Annotated in this window: 18 protein-coding genes and 3 pseudogenes; 7 read left to right on the top strand and 14 right to left on the bottom strand. The window is 70.5% G+C overall.

Features of this window, described 5'->3' with window-relative positions; genetic code table 11:
• Positions 1 to 14 precede the first annotated feature (14 nt).
• The 5 genes from QA861_RS36115 to QA861_RS36095 form a co-directional block, all read right to left on the bottom strand.
• A complete protein-coding gene (locus QA861_RS36115) occupies positions 15 to 1,049 on the bottom strand; it encodes an SCO2278 family lipoprotein (RefSeq protein WP_443041683.1) in 1,035 nt (344 codons plus the stop codon).
• Positions 979 to 1,890, bottom strand: coding sequence for an iron uptake transporter permease EfeU (efeU, locus tag QA861_RS36110; RefSeq protein WP_334592934.1), 912 nt, complete (start codon positions 1,888 to 1,890; stop codon positions 979 to 981). Before efeU ends, QA861_RS36115 begins: the two co-directional genes overlap by 71 nt.
• A gap of 2 nt (positions 1,891 to 1,892) precedes the next feature.
• Positions 1,893 to 3,158, bottom strand: coding sequence for an iron uptake transporter deferrochelatase/peroxidase subunit (gene efeB / locus QA861_RS36105; RefSeq protein ID WP_334592933.1), 1,266 nt, complete (start codon positions 3,156 to 3,158; stop codon positions 1,893 to 1,895).
• Between the two features lie 15 nt (positions 3,159 to 3,173).
• Positions 3,174 to 4,313, bottom strand: a complete 1,140-nt coding sequence (efeO, locus tag QA861_RS36100) for an iron uptake system protein EfeO (protein ID WP_334592931.1) — start codon at positions 4,311 to 4,313, stop codon at positions 3,174 to 3,176.
• 242 nt (positions 4,314 to 4,555) lie between these two features.
• A complete protein-coding gene (locus QA861_RS36095) occupies positions 4,556 to 4,735 on the bottom strand; it encodes a hypothetical protein (RefSeq protein ID WP_334592930.1) in 180 nt (59 codons plus the stop codon).
• 19 nt (positions 4,736 to 4,754) lie between these two features.
• Here QA861_RS36095 and QA861_RS36090 point away from each other — a divergent pair, with 19 nt between their 5' ends.
• Complete coding sequence (locus tag QA861_RS36090; protein ID WP_334592929.1) at positions 4,755 to 5,399, top strand: PhzF family phenazine biosynthesis protein; 645 nt, start codon at positions 4,755 to 4,757, stop codon at positions 5,397 to 5,399.
• Positions 5,400 to 5,463: 64 nt separating this feature from the next.
• On the opposite strand, the gene map is transcribed toward QA861_RS36090, so the two are convergent.
• Positions 5,464 to 6,321, bottom strand: a complete 858-nt coding sequence (map, locus tag QA861_RS36085) for a type I methionyl aminopeptidase (RefSeq protein ID WP_164314125.1) — start codon at positions 6,319 to 6,321, stop codon at positions 5,464 to 5,466.
• Positions 6,322 to 6,381: 60 nt separating this feature from the next.
• Here map and QA861_RS36080 point away from each other — a divergent pair, with 60 nt between their 5' ends.
• On the top strand, positions 6,382 to 6,612 hold the full coding sequence (locus QA861_RS36080) for a hypothetical protein (protein ID WP_319096430.1): 231 nt from the start codon (positions 6,382 to 6,384) through the stop codon (positions 6,610 to 6,612).
• Between the two features lie 70 nt (positions 6,613 to 6,682).
• On the opposite strand, the gene QA861_RS36075 is transcribed toward QA861_RS36080, so the two are convergent.
• Positions 6,683 to 7,975, bottom strand: a complete 1,293-nt coding sequence (locus QA861_RS36075; RefSeq protein WP_334592928.1) for an MFS transporter — start codon at positions 7,973 to 7,975, stop codon at positions 6,683 to 6,685.
• A 208-nt stretch (positions 7,976 to 8,183) separates the two neighbouring features.
• Positions 8,184 to 8,786, bottom strand: coding sequence for a hypothetical protein (locus tag QA861_RS36070; RefSeq protein WP_334592927.1), 603 nt, complete (start codon positions 8,784 to 8,786; stop codon positions 8,184 to 8,186).
• Between the two features lie 147 nt (positions 8,787 to 8,933).
• Between QA861_RS36070 and QA861_RS36065 the strand changes: the two genes are divergently transcribed.
• From QA861_RS36065 to QA861_RS36055, 3 genes are read left to right on the top strand one after another with little or no spacing between them, the layout of a single operon-like run.
• Complete coding sequence (locus QA861_RS36065) at positions 8,934 to 10,013, top strand: sialidase family protein (protein WP_334592925.1); 1,080 nt, start codon at positions 8,934 to 8,936, stop codon at positions 10,011 to 10,013.
• Between the two features lie 37 nt (positions 10,014 to 10,050).
• On the top strand, positions 10,051 to 10,776 hold the full coding sequence (gene npdG / locus QA861_RS36060) for an NADPH-dependent F420 reductase (RefSeq protein ID WP_006375568.1): 726 nt from the start codon (positions 10,051 to 10,053) through the stop codon (positions 10,774 to 10,776).
• A gap of 57 nt (positions 10,777 to 10,833) precedes the next feature.
• Positions 10,834 to 11,001 carry a hypothetical protein gene (locus QA861_RS36055; RefSeq protein WP_334592924.1) on the top strand — a complete coding sequence of 56 codons (168 nt, stop codon included), beginning with the start codon at positions 10,834 to 10,836 and terminating at the stop codon, positions 10,999 to 11,001.
• Here QA861_RS36055 and QA861_RS36050 read toward each other — a convergent pair.
• Positions 10,998 to 11,804 (bottom strand): site-2 protease family protein, encoded by an 807-nt coding sequence (locus QA861_RS36050; protein ID WP_334592923.1) that lies wholly within the window; start codon positions 11,802 to 11,804, stop codon positions 10,998 to 11,000. The genes QA861_RS36055 and QA861_RS36050 overlap by 4 nt on opposite strands.
• A gap of 198 nt (positions 11,805 to 12,002) precedes the next feature.
• On the opposite strand from QA861_RS36050, the gene QA861_RS36045 reads away from it, so the two are divergent.
• Entirely contained in the window at positions 12,003 to 15,461 is a 3,459-nt protein-coding gene (locus tag QA861_RS36045; protein ID WP_334592922.1) for an AfsR/SARP family transcriptional regulator, read from the top strand.
• Between the two features lie 57 nt (positions 15,462 to 15,518).
• Here the strand turns inward: QA861_RS36045 and QA861_RS36040 are convergent, their stop codons facing one another.
• The 5 genes and pseudogenes from QA861_RS36040 to panB all read right to left on the bottom strand — a co-directional run bounded on the left by QA861_RS36040 (position 15,519) and on the right by panB (position 18,618).
• On the bottom strand, positions 15,519 to 16,346 hold the full coding sequence (locus tag QA861_RS36040) for an ABC transporter permease (protein ID WP_334592921.1): 828 nt from the start codon (positions 16,344 to 16,346) through the stop codon (positions 15,519 to 15,521).
• Positions 16,343 to 17,068 (bottom strand): annotated as a pseudogene (locus tag QA861_RS36035) (ATP-binding cassette domain-containing protein); the annotation flags it as partial. The gene QA861_RS36040 and the pseudogene QA861_RS36035, both read right to left, overlap by 4 nt.
• Positions 17,041 to 17,373, bottom strand: a complete 333-nt coding sequence (locus tag QA861_RS47465) for an ATP-binding cassette domain-containing protein (protein WP_503461760.1) — start codon at positions 17,371 to 17,373, stop codon at positions 17,041 to 17,043. The pseudogene QA861_RS36035 and the gene QA861_RS47465, both read right to left, overlap by 28 nt.
• A 100-nt stretch (positions 17,374 to 17,473) precedes the next feature.
• Positions 17,474 to 17,625 (bottom strand): annotated as a pseudogene (locus QA861_RS47265) (cobyrinate a,c-diamide synthase); the annotation flags it as partial.
• Positions 17,626 to 17,721: 96 nt separating this feature from the next.
• Positions 17,722 to 18,618 (bottom strand): 3-methyl-2-oxobutanoate hydroxymethyltransferase, encoded by an 897-nt coding sequence (panB, locus tag QA861_RS36030; protein WP_334592920.1) that lies wholly within the window; start codon positions 18,616 to 18,618, stop codon positions 17,722 to 17,724.
• A 272-nt stretch (positions 18,619 to 18,890) separates the two neighbouring features.
• Between panB and QA861_RS36025 the strand changes: the two are divergent.
• Positions 18,891 to 20,488, top strand: a pseudogene (locus QA861_RS36025) (MFS transporter).
• The last annotated feature ends 130 nt before the right edge of the window (positions 20,489 to 20,618 follow it).

Below are 20,618 nucleotides of genomic sequence, written 5' to 3'. Positions count from 1 at the left end.
TGCGCAAGCGGGGGTTACTCTCCCTGCGCCGCCGTCAGGCCCTGGATGCGGCTCAGGAACTCCACACCCTGGTTCGCGGCGCCCCTGCCCGGGTCCAGCACGACCTGGTTCGAAACGAACTCCAGTGTCAGCGACTGCTTGATCTCGCCCGTCGTCAGCGCCAGCACACTGTCGCTCTGCGCCGGGATCGACGTGCCCTGCGCGGCCGTCTGCTTCTCGTAGTGGTGCGTCGCGAAGAAGACCAGCGCGCCGCCGTCCGCCGTCCGCAGGCCCAGCGGGGCGAAGTCGTCCTTGGCGAGCGGCTCGTCGATGTACTGCGTGACGAGCCCGGGCTTGATGGCGCTCTTCTTGCGCTGCTCCAGCCAGCCGCTCGTGTGCACACCCGGCGTGAAGACGTCGCCGCCGCCGTCCTGCAGATACGTCGCGTAGTCCGCGCTCAAGTCCTTGGGCGCGACGGCCAGTTCGGCCGAGTTCGCCGTCACCGGCTCCGCGAGGCCGTCCTTGTCCGTCCTGAACGCCGGTACGTCGTCCGGGTCGAGAAGCGTCAGATACGCCACCGCCCACGGCTCGGCCACGTTGCTGCGCGTGAACACCAGCAACCAGCGAGCCTCGTCACCCTTGTTGGCGTCGGCGTTCGCGACGAACCAGCGGGGCCAGCCCGCCTTCTTCGGGATGGTGAACCTGGTGTCCGTGAACTTCAGGGGTACGTACGACGGGTTGCCGGCCGGGCTGACCTTGTGACCCGCGTCCAGCCGCGCCGCGTCGATCGCACCCAGGGGGCCGGTGACGTAGTCGGCGTCCAGAGCACGGTCGTAGGCCTTGTCCGCCTCGTTGTACGCGGCCGTGAAGTCCTTCAGCGCCTCGGCGGCCTCCGTCGGGCTCGCCGCCGGGAGAACCTCCCGCTCGCCGTGCACGACGACACAGCCGCTCGCGGTCAGCGCCAACACGGTCACCGAGGCCGCCGCGAGGGCGCTCCGGTCAAGAAGACTTCGTGGCGCTCGAAGCGTCGGAAGAATTCGTGGACTTCGCGGGCCGCGACCCCTGCTCACGCTGCTCATCAGCTGGCTTCACCTTCCCCTTCCCGGAGGCGAACCCTACCGGGGCCAGGAAGAGCGCGAGCGTCGGGACCAGGTACAGCGCCCACACCGTGACCTGGAGGACGGTCGGGTCCGGCTGGAAGTTCAGGACGCCCTTGAGGAGCGTGCCGTACCAGCTGTCCGGCGGGATCGTCTCGCTGATGTCGAAGGCCTTGTCCGTCAGGCCGGGCACCCAGTCGGCCTCCTGGAGGTCGTGGAAGCCGTAGGCGAGGACGCCCGCCGCGACCACGACCAGCATGCCGCCGGTCCAGGTGAAGAACTTGGACAGGTTGATGCGCAGGGCGCCCCGGTAGAAGAGATAGCCGAGCAGGATCGCCGTCGCGATACCCAACAGCACGCCGATCAGGGGCCCTTCGGTGCCGTCGCTCGAAGCCCGTACCGACGCCCACACGAACAGCGCGGTCTCCAGACCCTCCCGGCCCACCGCCAGGAACGCGGTGGCGACCAGTGCGCCCGTGCCCATCTGCAGGGCGGCGTCCAGCTTGCCGTGCAGCTCCGACTTCAGATGCCGGGCCGTACGCCGCATCCAGAAGACCATCCACGTCACCAGACCCACGGCGACGATCGACAGCGACCCGCCGAGCGCCTCCTGCGCCTCGAACGTCAGCTCCTGGGAGCCGAATTCGAGCGCGCTGCCGAAGCCGAGGGCCAGCGCGACGGCGACCCCGATGCCGATCCAGATCGGCTTCAGGGCGTCCCGGCGGTCCGTCTTCACCAGATAGGCGATGAGGATGCAGACGACGAGGCTGGCTTCCAGGCCCTCGCGCAGCCCGATCAGATAGTTCGCGAACACGGTCAGGCCTCCTGAGAAAACAGTGCTCGGCCCCACCAGTCGTCCTTGTCCCGGACGCCCGGAGGGATCGCGAAAACCGCCGAACCCACATGCTGGATGTACTCGTTGAGCGCGTCGGTGGCGAGGTTGCGCTGCACGGGGATGAACCCCTTGCGGACGTCCCGCATGTAGGCGAGGAAGAACAGGCCCGCCTCCAGACGGCCGAGACCGTCCGTGCCGTCCGTGAAGGAGTAGCCGCGGCGCAGCAGCGTCGCCCCGTGGTTGGAGTCGGGGTGCGCGAGACGGACGTGCGCGTCGGGCTTCATCGCCTTCAGGAACGGCTTGTCGCGCTCCTTCGCCTTGCCGACCGGGGCACCCTCGCCCTTGTCGCGGCCGAAGATGTCCTCCTGCTCCTGCAGCGAGGTCCGGTCCCAGGGCTCGATGTGCATACGGATGCGCCGGGCGACGAGATACGAACCCCCTTCCATCCAGGCCGAGTTGCCGTCGGTGTCCGCGCCGTCCACCCACACGAACTTGTTCAGCCGGGCCGACTCGGTGCCCGCGATGTTGCGGGTCCCGTCCTTGAAGCCCAGCAGGTTGCGCGGCGTCTGCTCCTCGGGGGTCGTCGACGACGTCTTGCCGAAGCCGAGCTGCGACCAGCGCACCGAGACCTTGCCGAACCCGATCCTGGCCAGGTTGCGTACGGCGTGCACCGCGACCTGCGGATCGTCCGAGCACGCCTGGACGCACACGTCGCCGCCGCTGCGGTTCTTGTCGAGGTTGTCGCCGGAGAACTGCGGCAGATCGACGAGCGCCTCGGGCCGCCGCTCCGCCATCCCGAGCTTCTCGAACAGGCCGGGTCCGAAGCCGATCGTCAGCGTCAGCCGCGAGGGCTTCAGCCCCAGCGCCTCGCCGGTGTCGTCCGGCGGCGCCTCGGCGAGCCCGCCGTACGCGCCCTCGCCGACCGCCAGCCCGGCCGTCATCCGCCGGGCCGCCGCCGTCCAGTCCTTGAGCATCTGCGCGAACTCGGCCCGGTCGTCCGTCTCCAGGTCGAACGCGGCGAAGTGCAGCCTGTCCTGCACCGGCGTCGAGATGCCGGCCTGGTGGCCGCCGTGGAAGTCGACGGCCCCGCCCGCGTCGGCGGCGACCGTCTGCACGTCGTCGCCGCTCCGGGTCATCGCGACCGCGCCCCCGGCCGCGGCGGCCCCGAGCGCGAGCCCGGCCCCGCCCCAGCCGATCAGCGCCCGCCGCGAGGTGCTGCCTTCGGTCTTCTCCGGTGTCTCCGTCATGATGTCGGTCCCCCTCTACTTCACGACGGCGGCGGCGAGCTTGGACAGCGGCTCTGCGAGCGCGTTCACCGCGTCCGAGAGCTGCTTGCGATCGGCGTCGCCGACCTTGTCGTACGAGGTGAAGTCGTACGAGTTCTTGTCCGCGCGGTACTTGTCGAGCAGCGTGTTCAGGGCCGCGAACTGCTTGTCCAGCTCGGTGACCAGCGCCGCGTCGTTCTCGTTGGCGACCGGCTTCAGCAGCTCGTACGCGTCCTGGGCGCCCTCGACGTTGCCCTTGAAGTCGACGAGGTCGGTGTGCGAGTAGCGCTCCTCCTCGCCGGTGACCTTGCCGGTGGCGACCTCGTCGAGGAGTTCCTTGGCGCCGTTGGCCATCGAGGTCGGGGTGATCTCCGCCGTGCCGACCCGCTTCTGCCAGCCCGTCAGGTTGGTGATCAGCTCGTCGGCGAGGGTCTTGTCCTCGGCGGTGATCTTCTTGTCCGCCCAGAGGGACTTCTCCAGACGGTGCCAGCCGGTGAACTTCTGGCCGGCCTCCAGACCGTCGGCGCGGACGTCGACCTTCGGGTCGATGTTCCCGAACGACTCGGCGACCGGCTCGGTGCGCTCCCAGCCGATGCGGGAGGGCGCGTACGCCTTCTTGGCGGCCTCCAGGTCGCCGGCCTTGACCGCCTCGGCGAAGGTCCTGGCGAGCGGCAGCGTCGCGTCCGCCTGCTCCTGGACGTACTTGCGGTAGGCGGCGACGGCCGCGTCCAGGCGCGGGTCGCGCTTGGGGGCCTTGCCGCCGGTGGCCTTGACGGTCTGACGGATGCCGTCGCCCTTCATACCGGGCTTGCAGGTGATCGTGTAGTCGCCGGCCTTCACCTCGGCGGTGACCTTCTGCTTGGTGCCGGGGCCGATGTTCTCGCGTTCGGTGACGATCCGGTCGTCCGGGAAGAGGACGTAGACCTCGGTGACCTTGGAGCCCTTGTTCTCGATGTCCAGCTCGACGTGCCCGGCCGGGAACTCCTTCTTCGAGACCTCGCACTTGTCGTCGGTCGCGGTGACGCTGATGACCCGGTCGCCGCTGCCCGAGCTGCCCTTCTCCGTGCACCCCGTGACGGCTGCCAGGGCCGCCGCGGTGGCGGCGGCGGTGACGACGGAGAGTCTGACGGCTCGCATGCGGGCTCCTGAGAATCGCGAGTGGCGAAAAAACGACGTGTCCGGGCTCACACAAGTTTGGTGAGGCGGACCTAACTTACCTAAGGCTTGCCTCAGTGATACCCGGGCAATCGGTGATTCACCTCTCATGGGTGGCCCATGAGTACGCTCCGATCACGGTTACTTGATGACGATCTAAAGGTGAGCTAAAGCAGAACCCATGCACAGGCAATGCACAGGTCAAGAGCCTCGAACCGGTGGGATCAGGACAGCTCGGGAGGACCGTGCCCCCGGCCCGTGCCCGCTGGGCGAGCATCCGGGCCGGTGCCGCCCGGGCGCGGGTGGACGTGGGGTGGGTGGGTGTGCGGGTGGTTCTCGCGGTGCGGCATCGCGTACGGGCGCGTAGGGGCGTACAGGGACGCGGAGTTGGTGGTGGCTGTCACCTGGGTGTTTGATGCGCGCGTGACTGATTACGACGTACTCCGCGTCTTCTGCGCGCCCAACGGGGGATACGGCAACGAGCTGGGCGTGATCCGTGAGGGCTCCGTCATGCCGGAGCGGAGCGAGCGGCAGGCGTTCGCGGCGAAACTCGGCTTCAGTGAGACGGTGTTCGTCGACGACCCCGAGCGCGGGATCATCGACATCTACACCCCCACGCTGCGCCTGCCCTTCGCGGGCCACCCCTGCGTCGGCACGGCCTGGCTGCTGGACGTACCCGAACTGGTCACCCCGGCAGGCCTGGTGGGGGCCCGTCTGGACGGGGAGTTCAGCTGGATCGAGGCACGGGCGGAGTGGGTACCGGACCGGACACTGCGGCGTCACGGCTCCGCCGCGGAGGTCGACGCGTTGCCCGTGCCGCCGCCGGGGGAGTGGATCTACGCGTGGGCGTGGGAGGACGAGGCCGCGGGGCGGGTCCGGGCGCGCGCCTTCCCCGGCCGTGACGACGGCATCGAGGAGGACGAGGCGACGGGGGCGGCGGCGTTGCTGCTGACCCAGCAGCTGGGCCGGGCGCTCAACATCACGCAGGGCAAGGGGTCGCAGATCCTCACCGCGCCGCAGCCGATGGGGTGGGTGGAGGTCGGAGGACGGGTGTTCCTGGAACGCTAGGCGACGAGCCCGCCCTCGGAGGAGGACGGGCTGTCCCGCTGACCGGCGGCCAGGACGACAGGCCTCAGGGCAGGGTCAGGATCTCGGCGCCCGAGTCCGTCACCACGAGCGTGTGCTCGAACTGGGCCGTGCGCTTGCGGTCCTTGGTGACGACGGTCCACCCGTCGTCCCACATGTCGTAGTCGTACGAACCCAGCGTCAGCATCGGCTCGATGGTGAAGGTCATACCCGGCTGGATGAGCGTCGTGGCGTGAGGGCTGTCGTAGTGCGGGACGATCAGCCCGGAGTGGAACGACGAGTTGATCCCGTGCCCGGTGAAGTCCCGGACGACGCCGTAGCCGAAGCGCTTGGCGTAGGACTCGATGACCCGGCCGATGATGTTGATCTGCCGGCCCGGCCGGACGGCCTTGATGGCCCGGTCCAGGGACTCCCGGGTCCGCTCCACCAGCAGCCGGGACTCCTCGTCGACGTCCCCGACCAGGTACGTCGCGTTGTTGTCGCCGTGCACCCCGCCGATGTACGCCGTCACGTCGAGGTTGACGATGTCGCCGTCCCGCAGCACCGTGGAGTCCGGGATGCCGTGGCAGATGACCTCGTTGACGGACGTGCACAGCGACTTGGGGAAGCCGCGGTAGCCGAGGGTGGACGGATAGGCGCCGTGGTCGCACATGTAGTCGTGCGCCACCCGGTCCAGCTCGTCGGTCGTCACCCCCGGCGCGATGAGCTTCGCGGCCTCCGCCATCGCCCGCGCGGCGATCCGCCCGGCGATCCGCATGGCCTCGATGGTCGCGGGCGTCTGCACCTCCGCCCCGGTGTACGGGGTCGGTGCGGGCTTGCCGACGTACTCGGGGCGACGGATGTTCCCGGGCACGGAGCGGATGGGAGAGAGCTCCCCTGGTACGAGCAGTGACTGGCCAGACATACCAGTGAGTTTAACGAGCTGTGGTGGGGGACGATGAACGTGGTGAAAGGAGTCCTGACCATGGCCCTGTTCAAGAAGCGCACGGTCGGCAAACCGGGCGAGTGGTACTACTGCCTGGAGCACAAGAAGGTCGAGGAGGGCCCGGACTGCCCGGGCAAGGACCGCTTCGGCCCGTACACCACCCGAGCGGAGGCCGAACACGCGATGGAGACGGCCCGCGAGCGCAACCTCCAGTGGGAGAACGACCCCAAGTGGCACGATGCGCACGCGCGCGGCGAGGGCGAGGACTGACGGGCGGGGTGGTTGAGGCGGTTTTCGGGGCGCGGGTGCGCTGTGGCTGGTCGCGCAGTTCCCCGCGCCCCTAGGGGGTTGCCGCCAGGCCTGTTGTTGCCTCCCGCTGCTTGCGCAGCCGAAGCGCGTGCTCGTTCGTCCGTACGTCGTACCGCATCAGGCCCGGCAGGCACAGGGCCAGCAGCCCCACCCCGGCGACGCACGCGAGGCCGCCCGACCACACGGACGCCCGTACGCCGCGCCACGCGGCCACGCCACCTGCCCTGACCTGGCCGAGCTGCGGGCCGACGGAGTAGGAGAGCAGTTCGATACCGGCGAGGCGTCCGCGTAGCTCATCGGGGATGGTCTGGTTCCACATAGCACCCCGGAAGATCCCGCTGACCATGTCGAAACAGCCGCCCACCAGCAGGAACAGCAGCACCAGCCACACGTTGCCGACGATGCCCGCCCCGGCCACCGCTAGCCCCCACCCCGCGGCCCCGAGCACGACCATCCGCCCGTGCCGGTGCACCCGTGAGGTCCAGCCGCTGGTGAGGCTCACGAGCAGCGCACCGGCCGGGATCGCCGCGTACATCAGGCCGAGCGACCACTCGGCGTCCAGTTCGTCGGCGAGGAACGGCAGGACGGCCAGCGGCATCGCGAGGAACATCGCGGCGAGGTCGATGGCGTACGTCCCGAGAAGCTCCTTGCGGTTCCACGCGTACCGGGCACCCTCCGCGATGGACCGCAGCGACGGCTTGGCGGCCTCGTGCGAGGCGGGGGAGGAGGCGAGCCCCACGACGAGGAGCACGGACATGGCGAAGGTCAGGAGATCGACGGCGTACGCCCAGCCGAGCCCGGCATAGGCCACGACGACCCCGGCGAGAGCCGGTCCCGCGACCCCGCCGACCGTCCAGCGCAGCGAGTTCAACGAGGCGGCGGCCGGCAGATGCTCATGGGCGACGATCCGCGGCATCAGCGAATCGAGCGCGGGCCGCTGCACCGACCCGAGGGCCGAGGTGAGCGCGGCGAGGACGTACAGCGGCCAGATCAGCGGGTCGGGCAACAGCGCGTTGACGAGCAGTACGGCGCACAGCACCCCCTGCCCCGCCTCCGTCCAAAGGATCAGCTTCCGCTTGTCCGCCGCGTCGGCCAACGCCCCGCCGTACAGCCCGAACACGATCAGCGGGACCAACTCCACGGCCCCGATGGCCCCGACCGCGGCGGCGGACCCGGTCAGCTCCTTCAGCTGCACCGGCAGCGCGACGAAGGTCAGAAAACTCCCGAAGTTGGTGATCAGCCCCGACATCCAGAGCTTCCGGAAATCGACGGAGGCCCGCCAGGGCGCGAGATCGGGCAGAAGAGCACGGAGAGGGGAGGTCACGTGGGGTCATGCTGAGCGGCGGGGAGGAGTGGGGGCAACAGGTTTTCGGGGGCGGGGAGTGGTGTGCGCCGGGTGGGGCGCCTCGGGGATTGCGCCGGGCTGGGTGTGGGGTCCCGCCGGGGCGGGCGTCGCTCCTCGGGGCGGGCCTGCGTTTCGTCCGCCGGAGGCGGGTGAGGTGGCGAGACGGGTGGGTGGGTGGGCAATGTACTTACCAGCGGGACGGCGGCGGTGCCGTCAGGACGTCCGCCAGCCGGGCCAGGCGGTCACGGAAACGCCGGCGCCCCCGAACGACAGGCACCCCGTTCTCCCCGGCCGCCGCACTCACCAGGTGCTGCACGGTGTCCAGGTCCAGCTCCAACCCCTCCGGCACCGCCAGCGACTCATGCGCCATCGACACCAACTCCCCCTCACCCGACCCCAGCACCAGCACCTTCGCCCCACCCCGCCGAGCATCATGCACCCGCTCCAGCAGGGCGCCGCCCACCCCCTCCGGCGCCACCACCAGCAAGGTCTCACCCCGCCGCGCCGCGTCGATCCGCCCGAGCCCGACCGACAGCCGCCCGGGACCGGACGCCCGCGTGTCATGCCGTACGAGGGTCGGCGCCAGCTCAGGCGTCCCCGACCAGGCCGCCTCGTCCACGAGATGTGCCGCCAGGTGCCACGGCTCGTACTCCGGCGTCCCCACCAACAGCAACCCGCCTCCGTACGACACCACGGAACCCCGTAACGTCGCCGCGAACCTCCGTGTGGCCCCCAACCACTCGGTTCCAGCGAGCACTTCGCGCAACAACGCGACCCGTACGGCGTCCATGACCGCGCATCCTGCCGCAACAGGCAACCCGGGGCGCGCCCTTCACCATGTTTTCGCCCAACATGGGTAAGAACCCCGTCCACCCCCGCACGGACAGTCACCGACACCGACACCGACCCAGTCACCGTCTTCGTCAAGGAGCCGCACATGACAGTCGAGACGAGCATCCCCTTCTGGTCCGGCCACGAGGGCTACGCCAGCTACCGCATCCCTGCCGCCGTCGTCACCCACGCCGGCACCGTGCTGGCCTTCTGCGAGGGCCGGGTCGACTCCGCCTCGGACCACGGGCACATCGACATCGTCCTGAAGCGGTCCACGGACGGCGGCCGCACCTGGGGCCCGCTCATCGTCGCCGCCAAGAACGGCGACAACAACCTCGCCGGCAACCCCGCCCCCGTCGTCCTCGACAACGGCCGCATCCTCCTCGTGTACATCCGGGCCTCGGGCACGGCGACCGAGAAGGACATCCTGCTCGGCAACGTGTCGGCGGCCGACGGACGCCGGATCTGGGTCCGCCACAGCGACGACGACGGCGTCACCTGGTCCACCTCCGTGGAGATCACCGCCCAGGTGAAGCACGCGAACTGGCGCTGGTACGCCACCACCCCCGGCCACGCCATCCAGCTGAGCACCGGCCGGATCGTCGTCGCCGCCAACCACACGATCCCGCCCACCGGGACGGACCTGGGCAACGAGGCCCGCTACAACAGCGGCCACTGCCTGCTCAGTGACGACCGGGGCAAGACCTGGCGCATCGGATACCTCGACGAGAACACCAACGGCTACATCAACGTCAACGAGACCACCGCCGCCGAACTCCCGGACGGCCGCGTCTACTTCAACACCCGCAACGACTCACCGTCCCCCGGCAACCGCGCCGACGCCCACTCCACGGACGGCGGCCAGACCCTCGTCAAGCCCTTCCGCCCGCAGGCCGGACTGTCCGCCCCCGTCTGCCAGGGCAGCGTGCTCCAGTTCCGCGACCCCGACCTGCTCCTGTTCTCCGGCCCCGCCGATCCCGCCGACCGCGCCCTGATGACCATCCGCGTCTCCACCGACGGCGGCACCACCTGGCGCCCGGCGGACACGGTGAACGGGCTGCCCGCCGCCTACTCCGACCTCGTCCGGGTCGACGCCCACACGGTCGGACTCCTCTTCGAGACCGGTGACTTCGGCCCGTACGAGAGGATCCCCTTCCGGCGGGTCCCCGTGACCCAGCTCACCTGAGCCGGTGGTCGCGCGGACACGGACGTAAGGTCGGCCCATGACCTCTACCGACAGTGCACAGACCCCTGCCGAGGCTCCCGCGAAAGCTCCCGCGAAGGACCCCTGGGACCTTCCCGACGTCTCCGGGCTCGTCGTCGGCGTGCTCGGTGGGACCGGGCCGCAGGGCAAGGGCCTTGCCTACCGGCTCGCCAGGGCCGGACAGAAGGTGATCATCGGGTCGCGCGCGGCCGACCGCGCCCAGGCCGCCGCCGACGAACTCGGCCACGGTGTCGAGGGCGCCGACAACGCCGAGACCGCGCGCCGCAGCGACATCGTGATCGTCGCCGTGCCCTGGGACGGACACGGCAAGACCCTCGAATCCCTGCGCGAGGAACTGGCCGGCAAGCTCGTCGTCGACTGCGTGAACCCGCTCGGCTTCGACAAGAAAGGCGCGTACGCGCTGAAGCCGGAGGAGGGCAGCGCCGCCGAACAGGCCGCCGCCCTGCTGCCGGACTCCCGGGTCACGGCCGCCTTCCACCACCTGTCGGCCGTACTCCTCCAGGACCCGGAGATCGAGGAGATCGACACGGACGTGATGGTCCTCGGCGAGGAGCGGGCGGACGTGGAGATCGTGCAGGCCCTCGCCGGCCGTATCCCCGGTATGCGCGGGGTCTTCTCGGGGCGGCTGCGCAACGCCCACCAGGTCGAGTCGCTGGTCGCCAACCTGATCTCCGTGAACCGCCGCTACAAGGCCCACGCGGGCCTGCGCGTCACCGACATCTGAGCGGATGGGGGACACTGGACGGGTTTCCGGCAGTGTCCCCCGACAGGAGCCCACTCAATGCCCCGCCTCGCTCTCTACGCCCTGATCGTCTGCGTGCTCGCCGTGGCCGCGGCCGTCGTGTCCTTCGTCCAGGGCAACTGGCTGGGGATCGTGTGGGTACTGCTGGCCGGGCTGTCGTCCAACATGTGCTGGTACTACGCCCGGCGGGCGAAGGCGCGGGGTTAGCCGCCCACGCCCGTGAGGCATATGTCGCTGTTCTCCTGCCAGAAGCGGAACAGAGTCAGACCGCAGTTCGCGTAATCTCGGTCGACCCCCAGCGCGCTCAGGACGACGTCGATCGCGTCGAAGAACTCCCTGTTCACCGGCCCGAGCCACAGCACCCCGAACACGAACAGCAGCCCGAATGGGGCGAACGGCTCCACCTGGCGCTTGATCTTGTACGACAGCCACGGCTCGATCACGCCGTACCCGTCCAGGCCCGGCACCGGCAGGAAGTTCAGGATCGCGGCCGTGACCTGGAGCAGCGCGAGGAAGGCCAGGGCGAATCGAAACGCCCACGGCACTCCGTCCAGCGCGTCCAGCCAGAACGGCGCGGTGCACACGAGGGCGAACAGCACGTTTGTCAGCGGACCGGCGGCCGAGATCAGACTGTGCTTCCAGCGGCCGTGGATGCGATCGCGCTCGATGAAGACGGCACCGCCCGGCAGCCCGATCCCGCCCATGATCACGAAGATCACCGGCAGCACGATGCTGAGCAGGGCGTGCGTGTATTTGAGGGGATTGAGGGTGAGATAGCCCTTTTCCCCGACCGAGATGTCACCGCTGTGCAGCGCCGTGCGCGCGTGCGCGTACTCGTGCAGACACAGCGACACGATCCACGCGGTCGTCACGAACAGGAACACGGCGACGCCGGGCTGTTCGGCGAACCCGGTCCAGGTGGCCCAGCCCGTGACCGCCGTGACGGCCAGAATCCCGACGAAGACCGGGCTGATCCGCCGGTCGCTGTTGCGGGTGGTGGCGGTGGTCATGGGGCGGAACTCCTGAGGACTCGGCGGACAGTGCCGTACGCGACTGCGCGGGCGGGTCGACGGTACCCGTGCTCTGGAAGGAACGTCCCACCGAGGGCCGGAGGTTCCTGGATGTTCCCGGAGATCCCGGACTTCTCCCTGATCACCGCTGCGTAAACCCGCGCGCGCCACGCACTCGTCCCCGGAGAGAATGGACCCGTGCGCTATCGCATCCTCGGCACCACCCAGGCACTCCGTCCCGACGGCACCTCCCTCCCGGTCGGCGGCGCGCGGCTGCGCGCCCTGCTGACGGTGTTCGCCCTGCGGCCCGGCCGGACCGTGCCGGCGGGCGTCCTGGTGGAGGAGGTGTGGAACGGTGATGTGCCCGCCGACGCGCCGGCCGCGCTGCAGGCGCTGGTCGGCCGGCTCCGCCGAGCGCTCGGCCCGGACACCATCGCCTCGGCCGAAGGCGGCTACCGGCTGTGCGCGGCGCCGGACGACGTCGACCTGCACCGCTTCGCACGGCTCGCGGAGGAGGGCACGCGCGCGCTCGCCGACAACGACCCGGCCAAGGCCGCCGTCGTCCTCGACGACGCCCTCGCCCTGTGGCACGGACCGGCCCTGGCCGACCTCCCCGACCGCACCGCCGAGGCCGCCCGCTGGGAGACCCGCCGACTGGACACACGCCGCGCCCGTCTCACCGCCGCCCTGGCGCTGGGTGCCGCCGAACAGTCGCTGCCCGAACTGACCGCCCTCTGCGACAGCCACCCCCTGGACGAGCCCCTCCAGGCGCTCCGGCTGCGCGCACTGCGTGACGCGGGCCGCCCGGCCCAGGCACTGGCCGCGTACGAGGACGTACGACAGCTGCTGGCCGACCGCCTCGGCGCGGACCCCGGCCCTGAACTGCGGTCTCTGCACGCGGAGTTGCTGAGACCAGGAGGAGCAGGAAGAGCAGGCGGCGCGGGCGGCGCAGGCGACGGTGGGCGGGGCACCGCCGCCGCTGCCTCCGGCAACGCCCGTATCACCCCTGCGGGAGCGGCTCCCGCGCACGGCGGCGCCCCGGCCGGCCGTACGCCCCGGCCCATGGCCTCCTCCAGCGCCTCCCGCACCCCACCCCAGGCCTCGCCCGCCCCTCCGCCTTCGCCGCCACCCCCACCCCCGGGCAACCTCCGGGCCCGTCTCACCTCCTTCGTCGGCCGGGAGGCGGACATCGAGGCCATCCGAGGCGACCTCGCCACCGCCCGGCTCGTGACGTTGCTCGGGCCCGGCGGCGCCGGCAAGACGCGGCTGTCGCAGGAGGCCGCCGAAGCCGTACGGGGCGGTACGGCGGCCCCCGCGCCCGACGGGGTGTGGCTGGCCGAACTCGCGCCCGTCGTCGACCCGGACGCCGTACCGGAGGCCGTCCTGACCGCCCTCGGCGCACGCGAGACGGTGCTGCGCGGGGCCGGCGCCGAGGAGTTGCGCGCCGCCTCCGCGGAACGCCACGACGACCCCCTCGTACGCCTCACCGAGCACTGCGCCAACCGGCGGATGCTGATCCTCCTCGACAACTGCGAGCACGTCATCGACGCCGCCGCGCACCTCGTCGCGGAGCTGCTGGTGCGCTGCCCGGGGATCACCGTGCTCGCCACCAGCCGTGAACCCCTGGGCGTACCGGGGGAGTTGGTGCGCCCCGTCGAACCGCTGCCCGAGCCGGTAGCGCTACAACTGCTCGCCGACCGAGGGGCAGCCGCCCGGCCCGGGTTCCGGGTCGAGGACGATCCGGAGGCCGCGGCCGAGATCTGCGGGCGGCTCGACGGACTGCCCCTCGCCATCGAACTGGCCGCCGCCCGGCTGCGGTTGCTGTCGCTGCGGCAGATCGCCGACCGGCTCGACGACCGTTTCCGGCTGCTCACCTCCGGCAGCCGTACCGTCCTGCCCCGCCAGCAGACCCTGAGGGCCGTCGTCGACTGGTCCTGGGACCTGCTCGACACGGACGAACGGGACGTCCTGCGGCGGCTGTCCGTCTTCGCGGGCGGCTGCGACCTCGTTGCCGCCGAGGCGGTGTGCGGGCCCGTCGCGCTCGAAGCGCTCGCCTCACTCGTCGACAAGTCCCTTGTCCTGGCCGCCCCTTCGGACGACAACGACGTCATGCGCTACCGGCTCCTGGAGACCGTCGCCGAGTACGCCGGTGAGCGCCTCGACGAGGCGGGCGCCCGCCCCGAAGCCGAGCGCGCGCACCTCACGTACTACCGCGAACTCGCCCGCACCACCGACCCGTTGCTGCGCGGACCCGGTCAACTCGCCGCGCTCGACGTGTTCCAACGGGAGAGCGAGAACATCCGCGCCGCCCTCCGCCACGCCGTCACCGCACGCGACGAACAGGAGGCGCTCTGCCTCGTCCTGTCGATCTCCTGGTACTGGCAGATGCGCGATCTGCGGCTCGCCGGCCGCAACTGGTCCCGCGAGGTCATGAACCTCGGCCCCGACCCCTTCGCCCTCCCGGTCCGCCCGGCCCAGCCCGTGTGGGAGCGCTGCACGGACACCCCGCCGCCCTGGCACGGCGAACTCCTCGAAGAGGCCCGACGCGGCGTCCACCTCATCCATCTCGCCTCCATGGACATGGAGTTGGAGGTCTGGCAGACACCCGAGGCCCGGCAGAAGCTGCGCGCCATCACCGAGGTCTACGAACCCGGCGCCCCCCAGACCTGCCGCTACCCCGGCCTCCTCTGGTTCTACGCCGTCATGCTCACCCGCGACATGGAGCGGCTCAGCGTCATCGTCGGCGAGTCCGTGCGCACCTGCCGGGAGGCGCAACCCGCCTACGAGTGGGAGCTCGCCGCCTGTCTGCAGATGCGCGCCAACGTCCTCGCCAACCGCAGCGACTGGGCCGGCGACGCGACCCGCGACGCCGACGAGTCGCTGGAGATCTTCCGCCGCCTCGGGGACGCCTGGGGCGCCGCCGAGGCGCTCTCCGCACGCGGTGAGGCCCGCGAACGCAGAGCCGAGTACGACAGCGCCGCCGTCGACTTCCGGGACGCGATGGAGCTGGCCGAACAACTCGGCGCCCGCGCCCAGAAGACCGTGCTCGCCGCCCGCCTCGGCAACGTGTTCCTGGAGGCGGGCCGGACCGAGGAAGGCGAACAACTGCTGCGTGACGTGATCGAGAAGTCGGCCGGAATGGTCAACGAGGCCATGCCCGCCGCCCGGCTCTTCCTCGCGGCCTGGCTCGGCGTCACCGACCGCGTCTCCGAGTCGCGTGAGCAACTGCGGCTGCTGCGCGCGGAGTTCAGAGCCGCCTCGTTCGTCGTCTTCGATGCGTTCATCCTCGGCGCGGAGTCCTGGCTGGACGTCGCGGAAGGCCGCTACGAGGAGGCCCTCCACAAGGCGAGACAGGCGGTGGCTCGCGCCGACGACGAGCTGTCCCGCGCCATCGCCCCCCATCTGCGCTCCACCCTGCTGGCCACCGGCGCCGCCGCCCTCGTCGGCTTCGACCCTGATCGCGCCCACGACGCCGCCCGCTGCCTGGGCGCCGCCGACGCCCTGTTGCCGCCCGGCCATGTCTCCGGACTCGCGGAGCGCGAGATCCGCGGTCGCGCCGTCCGCGCGGTCCGTGACGTGCTCGGCGACGAGGCGTACGAGACGGCGTACGAGGAGGGCGCTCGCCTCTCCCCCGGGGAGGCGACCGCCCTCATCTGACGTCCGACCCGCCGTCGGCAGCACGTGGTGCCGTGGTGCCGTGGTGTCTGCGCGTGGTCAGCTCTTCGTGCGGAACTTGTGGATGGCGACCGGCGCCATCACGGCCGTGATGGCCAGCGACCAGCCGACGGTCACCCACAGATCGTGCGCCACCGGACCGCCCACCATCAGTCCACGGGCCGCGTCCGCGAGCGTCGACAGCGGGTTGTAGTCGGTGAACGTCTGGAGCCAGCCCGGCATCGACTGGGTCGGGGCGAAGATCGACGAACCGAACTGGAGCGGGAACAGCACCAGGAAACCCATCGCCTGCACGGACTGCGCGCTCTTCATGATCACGCCAAGGGTGAGGAACACCCACATGATCGACGAGGCGAACAGCGTGGCCAGACCCACGGCCGCGAACAGTCCGGGCCAGTTGTCGATGTCGAAGCCGACCAGGACGGCGACGATCATCAGCACGGTGGTCGCGAACAGCATCCGCACCAGCTCGACCGAGATCTTCGCGAACAGCACCGAACCGCGCCCGATCGGCAGGGACCGGAAACGGTCCATGACACCGGAGTTGAAGTCCTGGCTGAAGCCGGTGCCGACGCCCTGGGACAGCGTCATGCTCATCATCGCGATCATCCCGGGGATCACGTACTGCACGTAACCGTCCTGCCCGCCGCCCGTGGCCTGACCGATCGAGCCGCCGAAGACGAACACGAACAGCAGGGTGAAGATGATCGGCATCAGCAGCGCGTCGGCCATCGACTCCGGGTCCTGCCGGATCCACAGGAGATTGCGCCGGACGAGGGCTCCGGTGTGGCGCAGATGGCTGCGCAGTGGGATATGGCCGTCGCTCTGGACGTCCTGCACGGGTGCGGTCACGGTCGTGGTGCTCATACGGCGACCTCCTCTCGGGTGTCGGCGGGCGTGGTGTCGTCCTGCGGGGTGCTGGCGCGATGGCCGGTGAGGGACAGGAACACCTCGTCCAGGCTGGGCAGTTCGGTGGAGATCGAGGCGATCGTGATGCCGCGCGCGACGACCGCGCCGGTCACGGCGGTGAGCTGCTCGTCGCTCAGGATCGGCACCAGGACACTGCCGTTGGTGGTGTCCACGGCCGTGGTGGCGAGGCCGGTGATGCCGAGGTCGTCCAGATCGCGGGCGAGCGGGCGCAGTTGCAGCGGGTCGGCGGGCCGGATCCGCAGGGTACGGCCGCCGACCTTCGCCTTCAGCTCGTCGATCGCGCCACCGGCGACGACCTTCCCCCGGTCGATGACGACCAGCTCGGAGGCGAGCTGTTCGGCCTCCTCCATGTACTGGGTGGTGAGCAGTACGGTCACCCCGTCGCCGACCATCCGCTTGACCTCGCTCCAGACCTCTTTGCGGGTGCGGGGGTCGAGCCCGGTGGTGGGTTCGTCGAGGTAGAGGACGACGGGCCGGCCGATCATCGACGCGGCCAGGTCCAGCCGCCGCCGCATACCGCCGGAGTACGTGCTCGCCGGCCGCTTGGCCGCGTCGGTGAGGGAGAAGCGCTCCAGCAGTTCGTCGGCGCGGGCGCGGGCGTCCTTGCGGGACAGGTCGAGGAGCCGCCCGATCATGTACAGGTTCTCCCAGCCGGGAGCTTCTCGTCCACGGAGGCGTACTGACCGGTGAGCCCGATCACGCGCCGCAGCTGCCGGGGCTGCCGCAGCACGTCGTACCCGGCGACGGTGGCGTGCCCCGAGTCGGGCCGCAGCAGGGTGGAGAGGATGCGTACGAGGGTGGTCTTGCCGGCGCCGTTGGGCCCGAGCACACCGAGTACGGTGCCTTCCCGGACGTCCAGGTCGACGCCGTCCAGCGCCTTGGTCTCGCCGTAGTGCTTGACCAGCCCCCGCACGGAAACGGCACGTGTGACCCCGTCGGCGGGGCGGTTGTCGATTCGCGTCATGAACCGAACCTGTCACCCCCCACCGACAAACCCCCTACAGACCACCGACAGGGGTATCGCAGCCCAGGTCGCCCCCCTCCAGGCGCCGGCCCACACCCCTGCCCCGTCCGGCACCGACCCGCACTCTCAGCCCGTCCGGCGTTTGAGGACAAGGCCCCTTCAGGGCCGGAGGGGGGTCTGGGGGCGCAGCCCCCAGGGACAGGATGGGACGGGTAGGGGCGGAGGGGGCGAAAACAAAAAGCCGCAGCCCGCCGATGGGGGAAGTCGGCGGGCTGCTGTCGTGCCGCAGTGGCTCTATTACATCCGTGACCGTGGACGGGCCGTCCACAGCGTCACGGACCCGTCAGGTCAGTGGACGGAGTGCTCCTCCAGCGGGAACGCCCCGCCCGTCACATCCTCCGCGAACGCCTTCGCCGCGTTCCCCATGACCTCACGCAGATTCGCGTACTGCTTGACGAACTTCGGCACCCGCCCCCCGGTCAGCCCCAGCATGTCCGTCCACACCAACACCTGCGCGTCGGTCTCCGCTCCCGCCCCGATCCCCACCGTGGGGATGTGCAGCATCCGCGTGACCTCCGCCGCCAGCTCGGCCGGCACCAGCTCCAGGACCACCGCGAACGCCCCCGCGTCCTGCACGGCCTTCGCGTCCCGCAGCAGCTGCTGCGCGGCCTCCTCGCCGCGCCCCTGGACGCGGTAGCCCATGGAGTTCACGGACTGGGGGGTCAGGCCGATGTGGGCCATCACCGGGATACCGGACTCGACCAGCAGTTCGATCTGGCGGTGCGAGCGCTCGCCGCCCTCCAGCTTGACGGCCCCGACCCCCGCCTCCTTCACCAGCCGGGTCGCCGAGCGCAGCGCCTGCACCGGGCCCTCCTGGTAGGAACCGAAGGGCAGGTCGCCCACGATCAGTGCCCGGCTCGTACCCCGGACGACCGCAGCCGACAGCATGGTCATCTCGTCGAGGGTCACGGGTACCGTCGACTCGTAGCCCAGGTGACAGTTGCCCGCCGAGTCGCCGACCAGCATGACGGGGATACCGGCCTCGTCGAAGACGGACGCGGTCATCGCGTCGTACGCGGTGAGCATGGGCCACTTCTCGCCGCGCTCCTTGGCGGCGGTGATGTCCCGGACCGTGATGCGGCGCGTGCCCTTGCCCCCGTACAGCGCGTTCGTCGCGTTCGCCGAGTTCGTCGTCGCGGTGGTGCTGCCGGCGGAGGCCTGGTGGGCAGACTGAAGCTGCGTCATGGCAACGGCTCCTTCAATTCATCTCGAGGCGCCCTGACGGCGTCCCCGGATCCCTCCCATGGTGGCACCTCCCGTCCGGGGACGGCTAGTGGTCGCCCACGGAGGGCCGCCTGTGTGCTGAACGTCTCGCGCCGCCACCCGTCGACGCGGGCTCCATCGACGCGGCGCTCCACCGTCACTGAGTCCCGCCGATGCCGGGCCCTACGTAAGAGCTGGGTAAGGAATTCCGATACGAGACGGTCTCGTATCGGAATAGGCCTAGGCTTGCTGTCATGACTACTCCTGCCGGCCCACCCGCCACCGGCCCCCGGATCCCGGAGGCCGTGCACCGGCGACGCTGGGCGATCCTCGGCGTGCTCATGCTCAGCCTGCTGATCGTGGTGCTCGACAACTCCATCCTCAACGTCGCCATCAAGACCATCTCCACCCCCGCCCCGACCGGCCTGGGCGCCACCCAGAGCGAGCTGGAGTGGGCGATCAACGCCTACACCCTCGTCTTCGCCGGGCTGCTGTTCACCGCCGGGATCCTCGGCGACCGGCTGGGCCGCAAGAAGGTGCTGCTCGGCGGACTCGCCGTGTTCGGCATCGGCTCCGCCCTCGCCGCCTCCGCGGGCTCGCCCACCGAGCTGATCGTCTTCCGGGCCCTGATGGGCCTCGGCTCCGCCTTCGTGATGCCCGCCACCCTCGCCGTCCTCATGAACGTCTTCGAGCGCGAGGAGCAGCCCAAGGCCATCGGCATCTGGGCCGGCGGTGTCGGCCTGGCCATCGCCATAGGGCCGATCACCGGAGGCGTCCTCCTCGCCCACTTCTGGTGGGGTTCCGTCTTCCTCATCAACGTGCCGATCGTGATCATCGCCCTCGTCCTGATGACGGTCCTGGTGCCCGACTCCCGCGACCCGAAGCCCGGCCGCATCGACCCCGTAGGGGTTCTGCTGTCCGTCGTCGGCCTCGTGCTGCTCGTCTACGGCATCATCAAGGGCGGCCAGCTCGCCGACTTCACCGACCCGCAGGTACTGGCGACCATCGGCGCCGGTCTCGCCGTACTCGTCGGCTTCGTGCTGTTCGAGAAGCGCAGCGACCACCCGTCCATCGACGTGACGTACTTCCGCAACAAGACCTTCTCGGCGGCGATGTCCGTCATCGCTCTCGTCTTCTTCGCGCTGATGGGCGTGACCTTCTTCTCGGTCTTCTACACCCAGAGCGTGCGCGGCTACTCACCTCTCCAGACCGGCCTGCTGATGCTGCCGCTGGCCGCCGCCCAGCTGATCTTCGCGCCGCGCGCCCGGCTGGCCGTCGACCGCTTCGGCAACCGGGCCACGACCACCGCCGCCATGCTGCTGATCGCCGCGACCCTCGCCGCGTTCGCCTCGTTCGAGACGGACACCCCGATCTGGTTGCTGGAAGTCGTCTTCTTCCTCATGGGCACCGGCATGGCGCACATCATGACGCCGACCAGCGTCGTCATCATGCAGGCCCTGCCCCGCGAGAAGGCCGGCTCCGCGTCCGCGCTCAGCAACACCTTCCGCCAGGTCGGCGGCGCGCTCGGCATCGCGGTACTGGGCTCCGTCCTCTCGGCGGTCTACCGCAACGACATCGAGGACAAGCTCGGCGCGCTGCCTGCCGGCGTACGGCACACCGCGGGCGAGTCCATCGAGGCCACCCTCGGCGTCGCCGCCAAGCTCGGCCCCGGGGCGATGCCCTGGTCGCTCCCGCCAACGACGCGTTCCTGCACGCGATGCACATCACCGCGCTGTGCGGCGCGGGCGTCGCCCTCGTGGGCGCCCTGGTCGTCGCCCTGTGCCTGCCGGGCCGCCCGGCCGCACCCCAAGAGGGCGAGGAGAAGCCGCAGTTGGCGTCCGCGGACCACTGAGCGGCGGACGTACGGGACGAAGGGCGCCCAAGGGGTGCCATTACGGGGGGACGGAGGACGGGGGGACGGGGGCGACAGGGAGAATCGGCGCACCGGCGCATCCGCGCCGGAGAAGGAAAGGAGCAGGTCG

This window comes from Streptomyces sp. B21-083, from assembly GCF_036898825.1.
Classification (GTDB): Bacteria; Actinomycetota; Actinomycetes; order Streptomycetales; family Streptomycetaceae; genus Streptomyces.
The sequence above is the reverse complement of the archived record's forward strand: the minus strand, read 5'-3'. Positions and strand labels throughout refer to the sequence as shown.

Bases quoted from the DNA above. Each gene is read 5' to 3' on its own strand.
- efeB (WP_334592933.1), bottom strand. From the start codon at position 3,158: ATGACGGAGACACCGGAGAAGACCGAAGGCAGCACCTCGCGGCGGGCG.
- efeO (WP_334592931.1), bottom strand. From the start codon at position 4,313: ATGCGAGCCGTCAGACTCTCCGTCGTCACCGCCGCCGCCACCGCGGCG.
- map (WP_164314125.1), bottom strand. From the start codon at position 6,321: ATGTCTGGCCAGTCACTGCTCGTACCAGGGGAGCTCTCTCCCATCCGC.
- QA861_RS36080 (WP_319096430.1), top strand. From the start codon at position 6,382: ATGGCCCTGTTCAAGAAGCGCACGGTCGGCAAACCGGGCGAGTGGTAC.
- QA861_RS36070 (WP_334592927.1), bottom strand. From the start codon at position 8,786: ATGGACGCCGTACGGGTCGCGTTGTTGCGCGAAGTGCTCGCTGGAACC.
- QA861_RS36065 (WP_334592925.1), top strand. From the start codon at position 8,934: ATGACAGTCGAGACGAGCATCCCCTTCTGGTCCGGCCACGAGGGCTAC.
- npdG (WP_006375568.1), top strand. From the start codon at position 10,051: ATGACCTCTACCGACAGTGCACAGACCCCTGCCGAGGCTCCCGCGAAA.
- QA861_RS36055 (WP_334592924.1), top strand. From the start codon at position 10,834: ATGCCCCGCCTCGCTCTCTACGCCCTGATCGTCTGCGTGCTCGCCGTG.
- QA861_RS36050 (WP_334592923.1), bottom strand. From the start codon at position 11,804: ATGACCACCGCCACCACCCGCAACAGCGACCGGCGGATCAGCCCGGTC.
- QA861_RS36040 (WP_334592921.1), bottom strand. From the start codon at position 16,346: ATGAGCACCACGACCGTGACCGCACCCGTGCAGGACGTCCAGAGCGAC.
- QA861_RS47465 (WP_503461760.1), bottom strand. From the start codon at position 17,373: ATGACGCGAATCGACAACCGCCCCGCCGACGGGGTCACACGTGCCGTT.
- panB (WP_334592920.1), bottom strand. From the start codon at position 18,618: ATGACGCAGCTTCAGTCTGCCCACCAGGCCTCCGCCGGCAGCACCACC.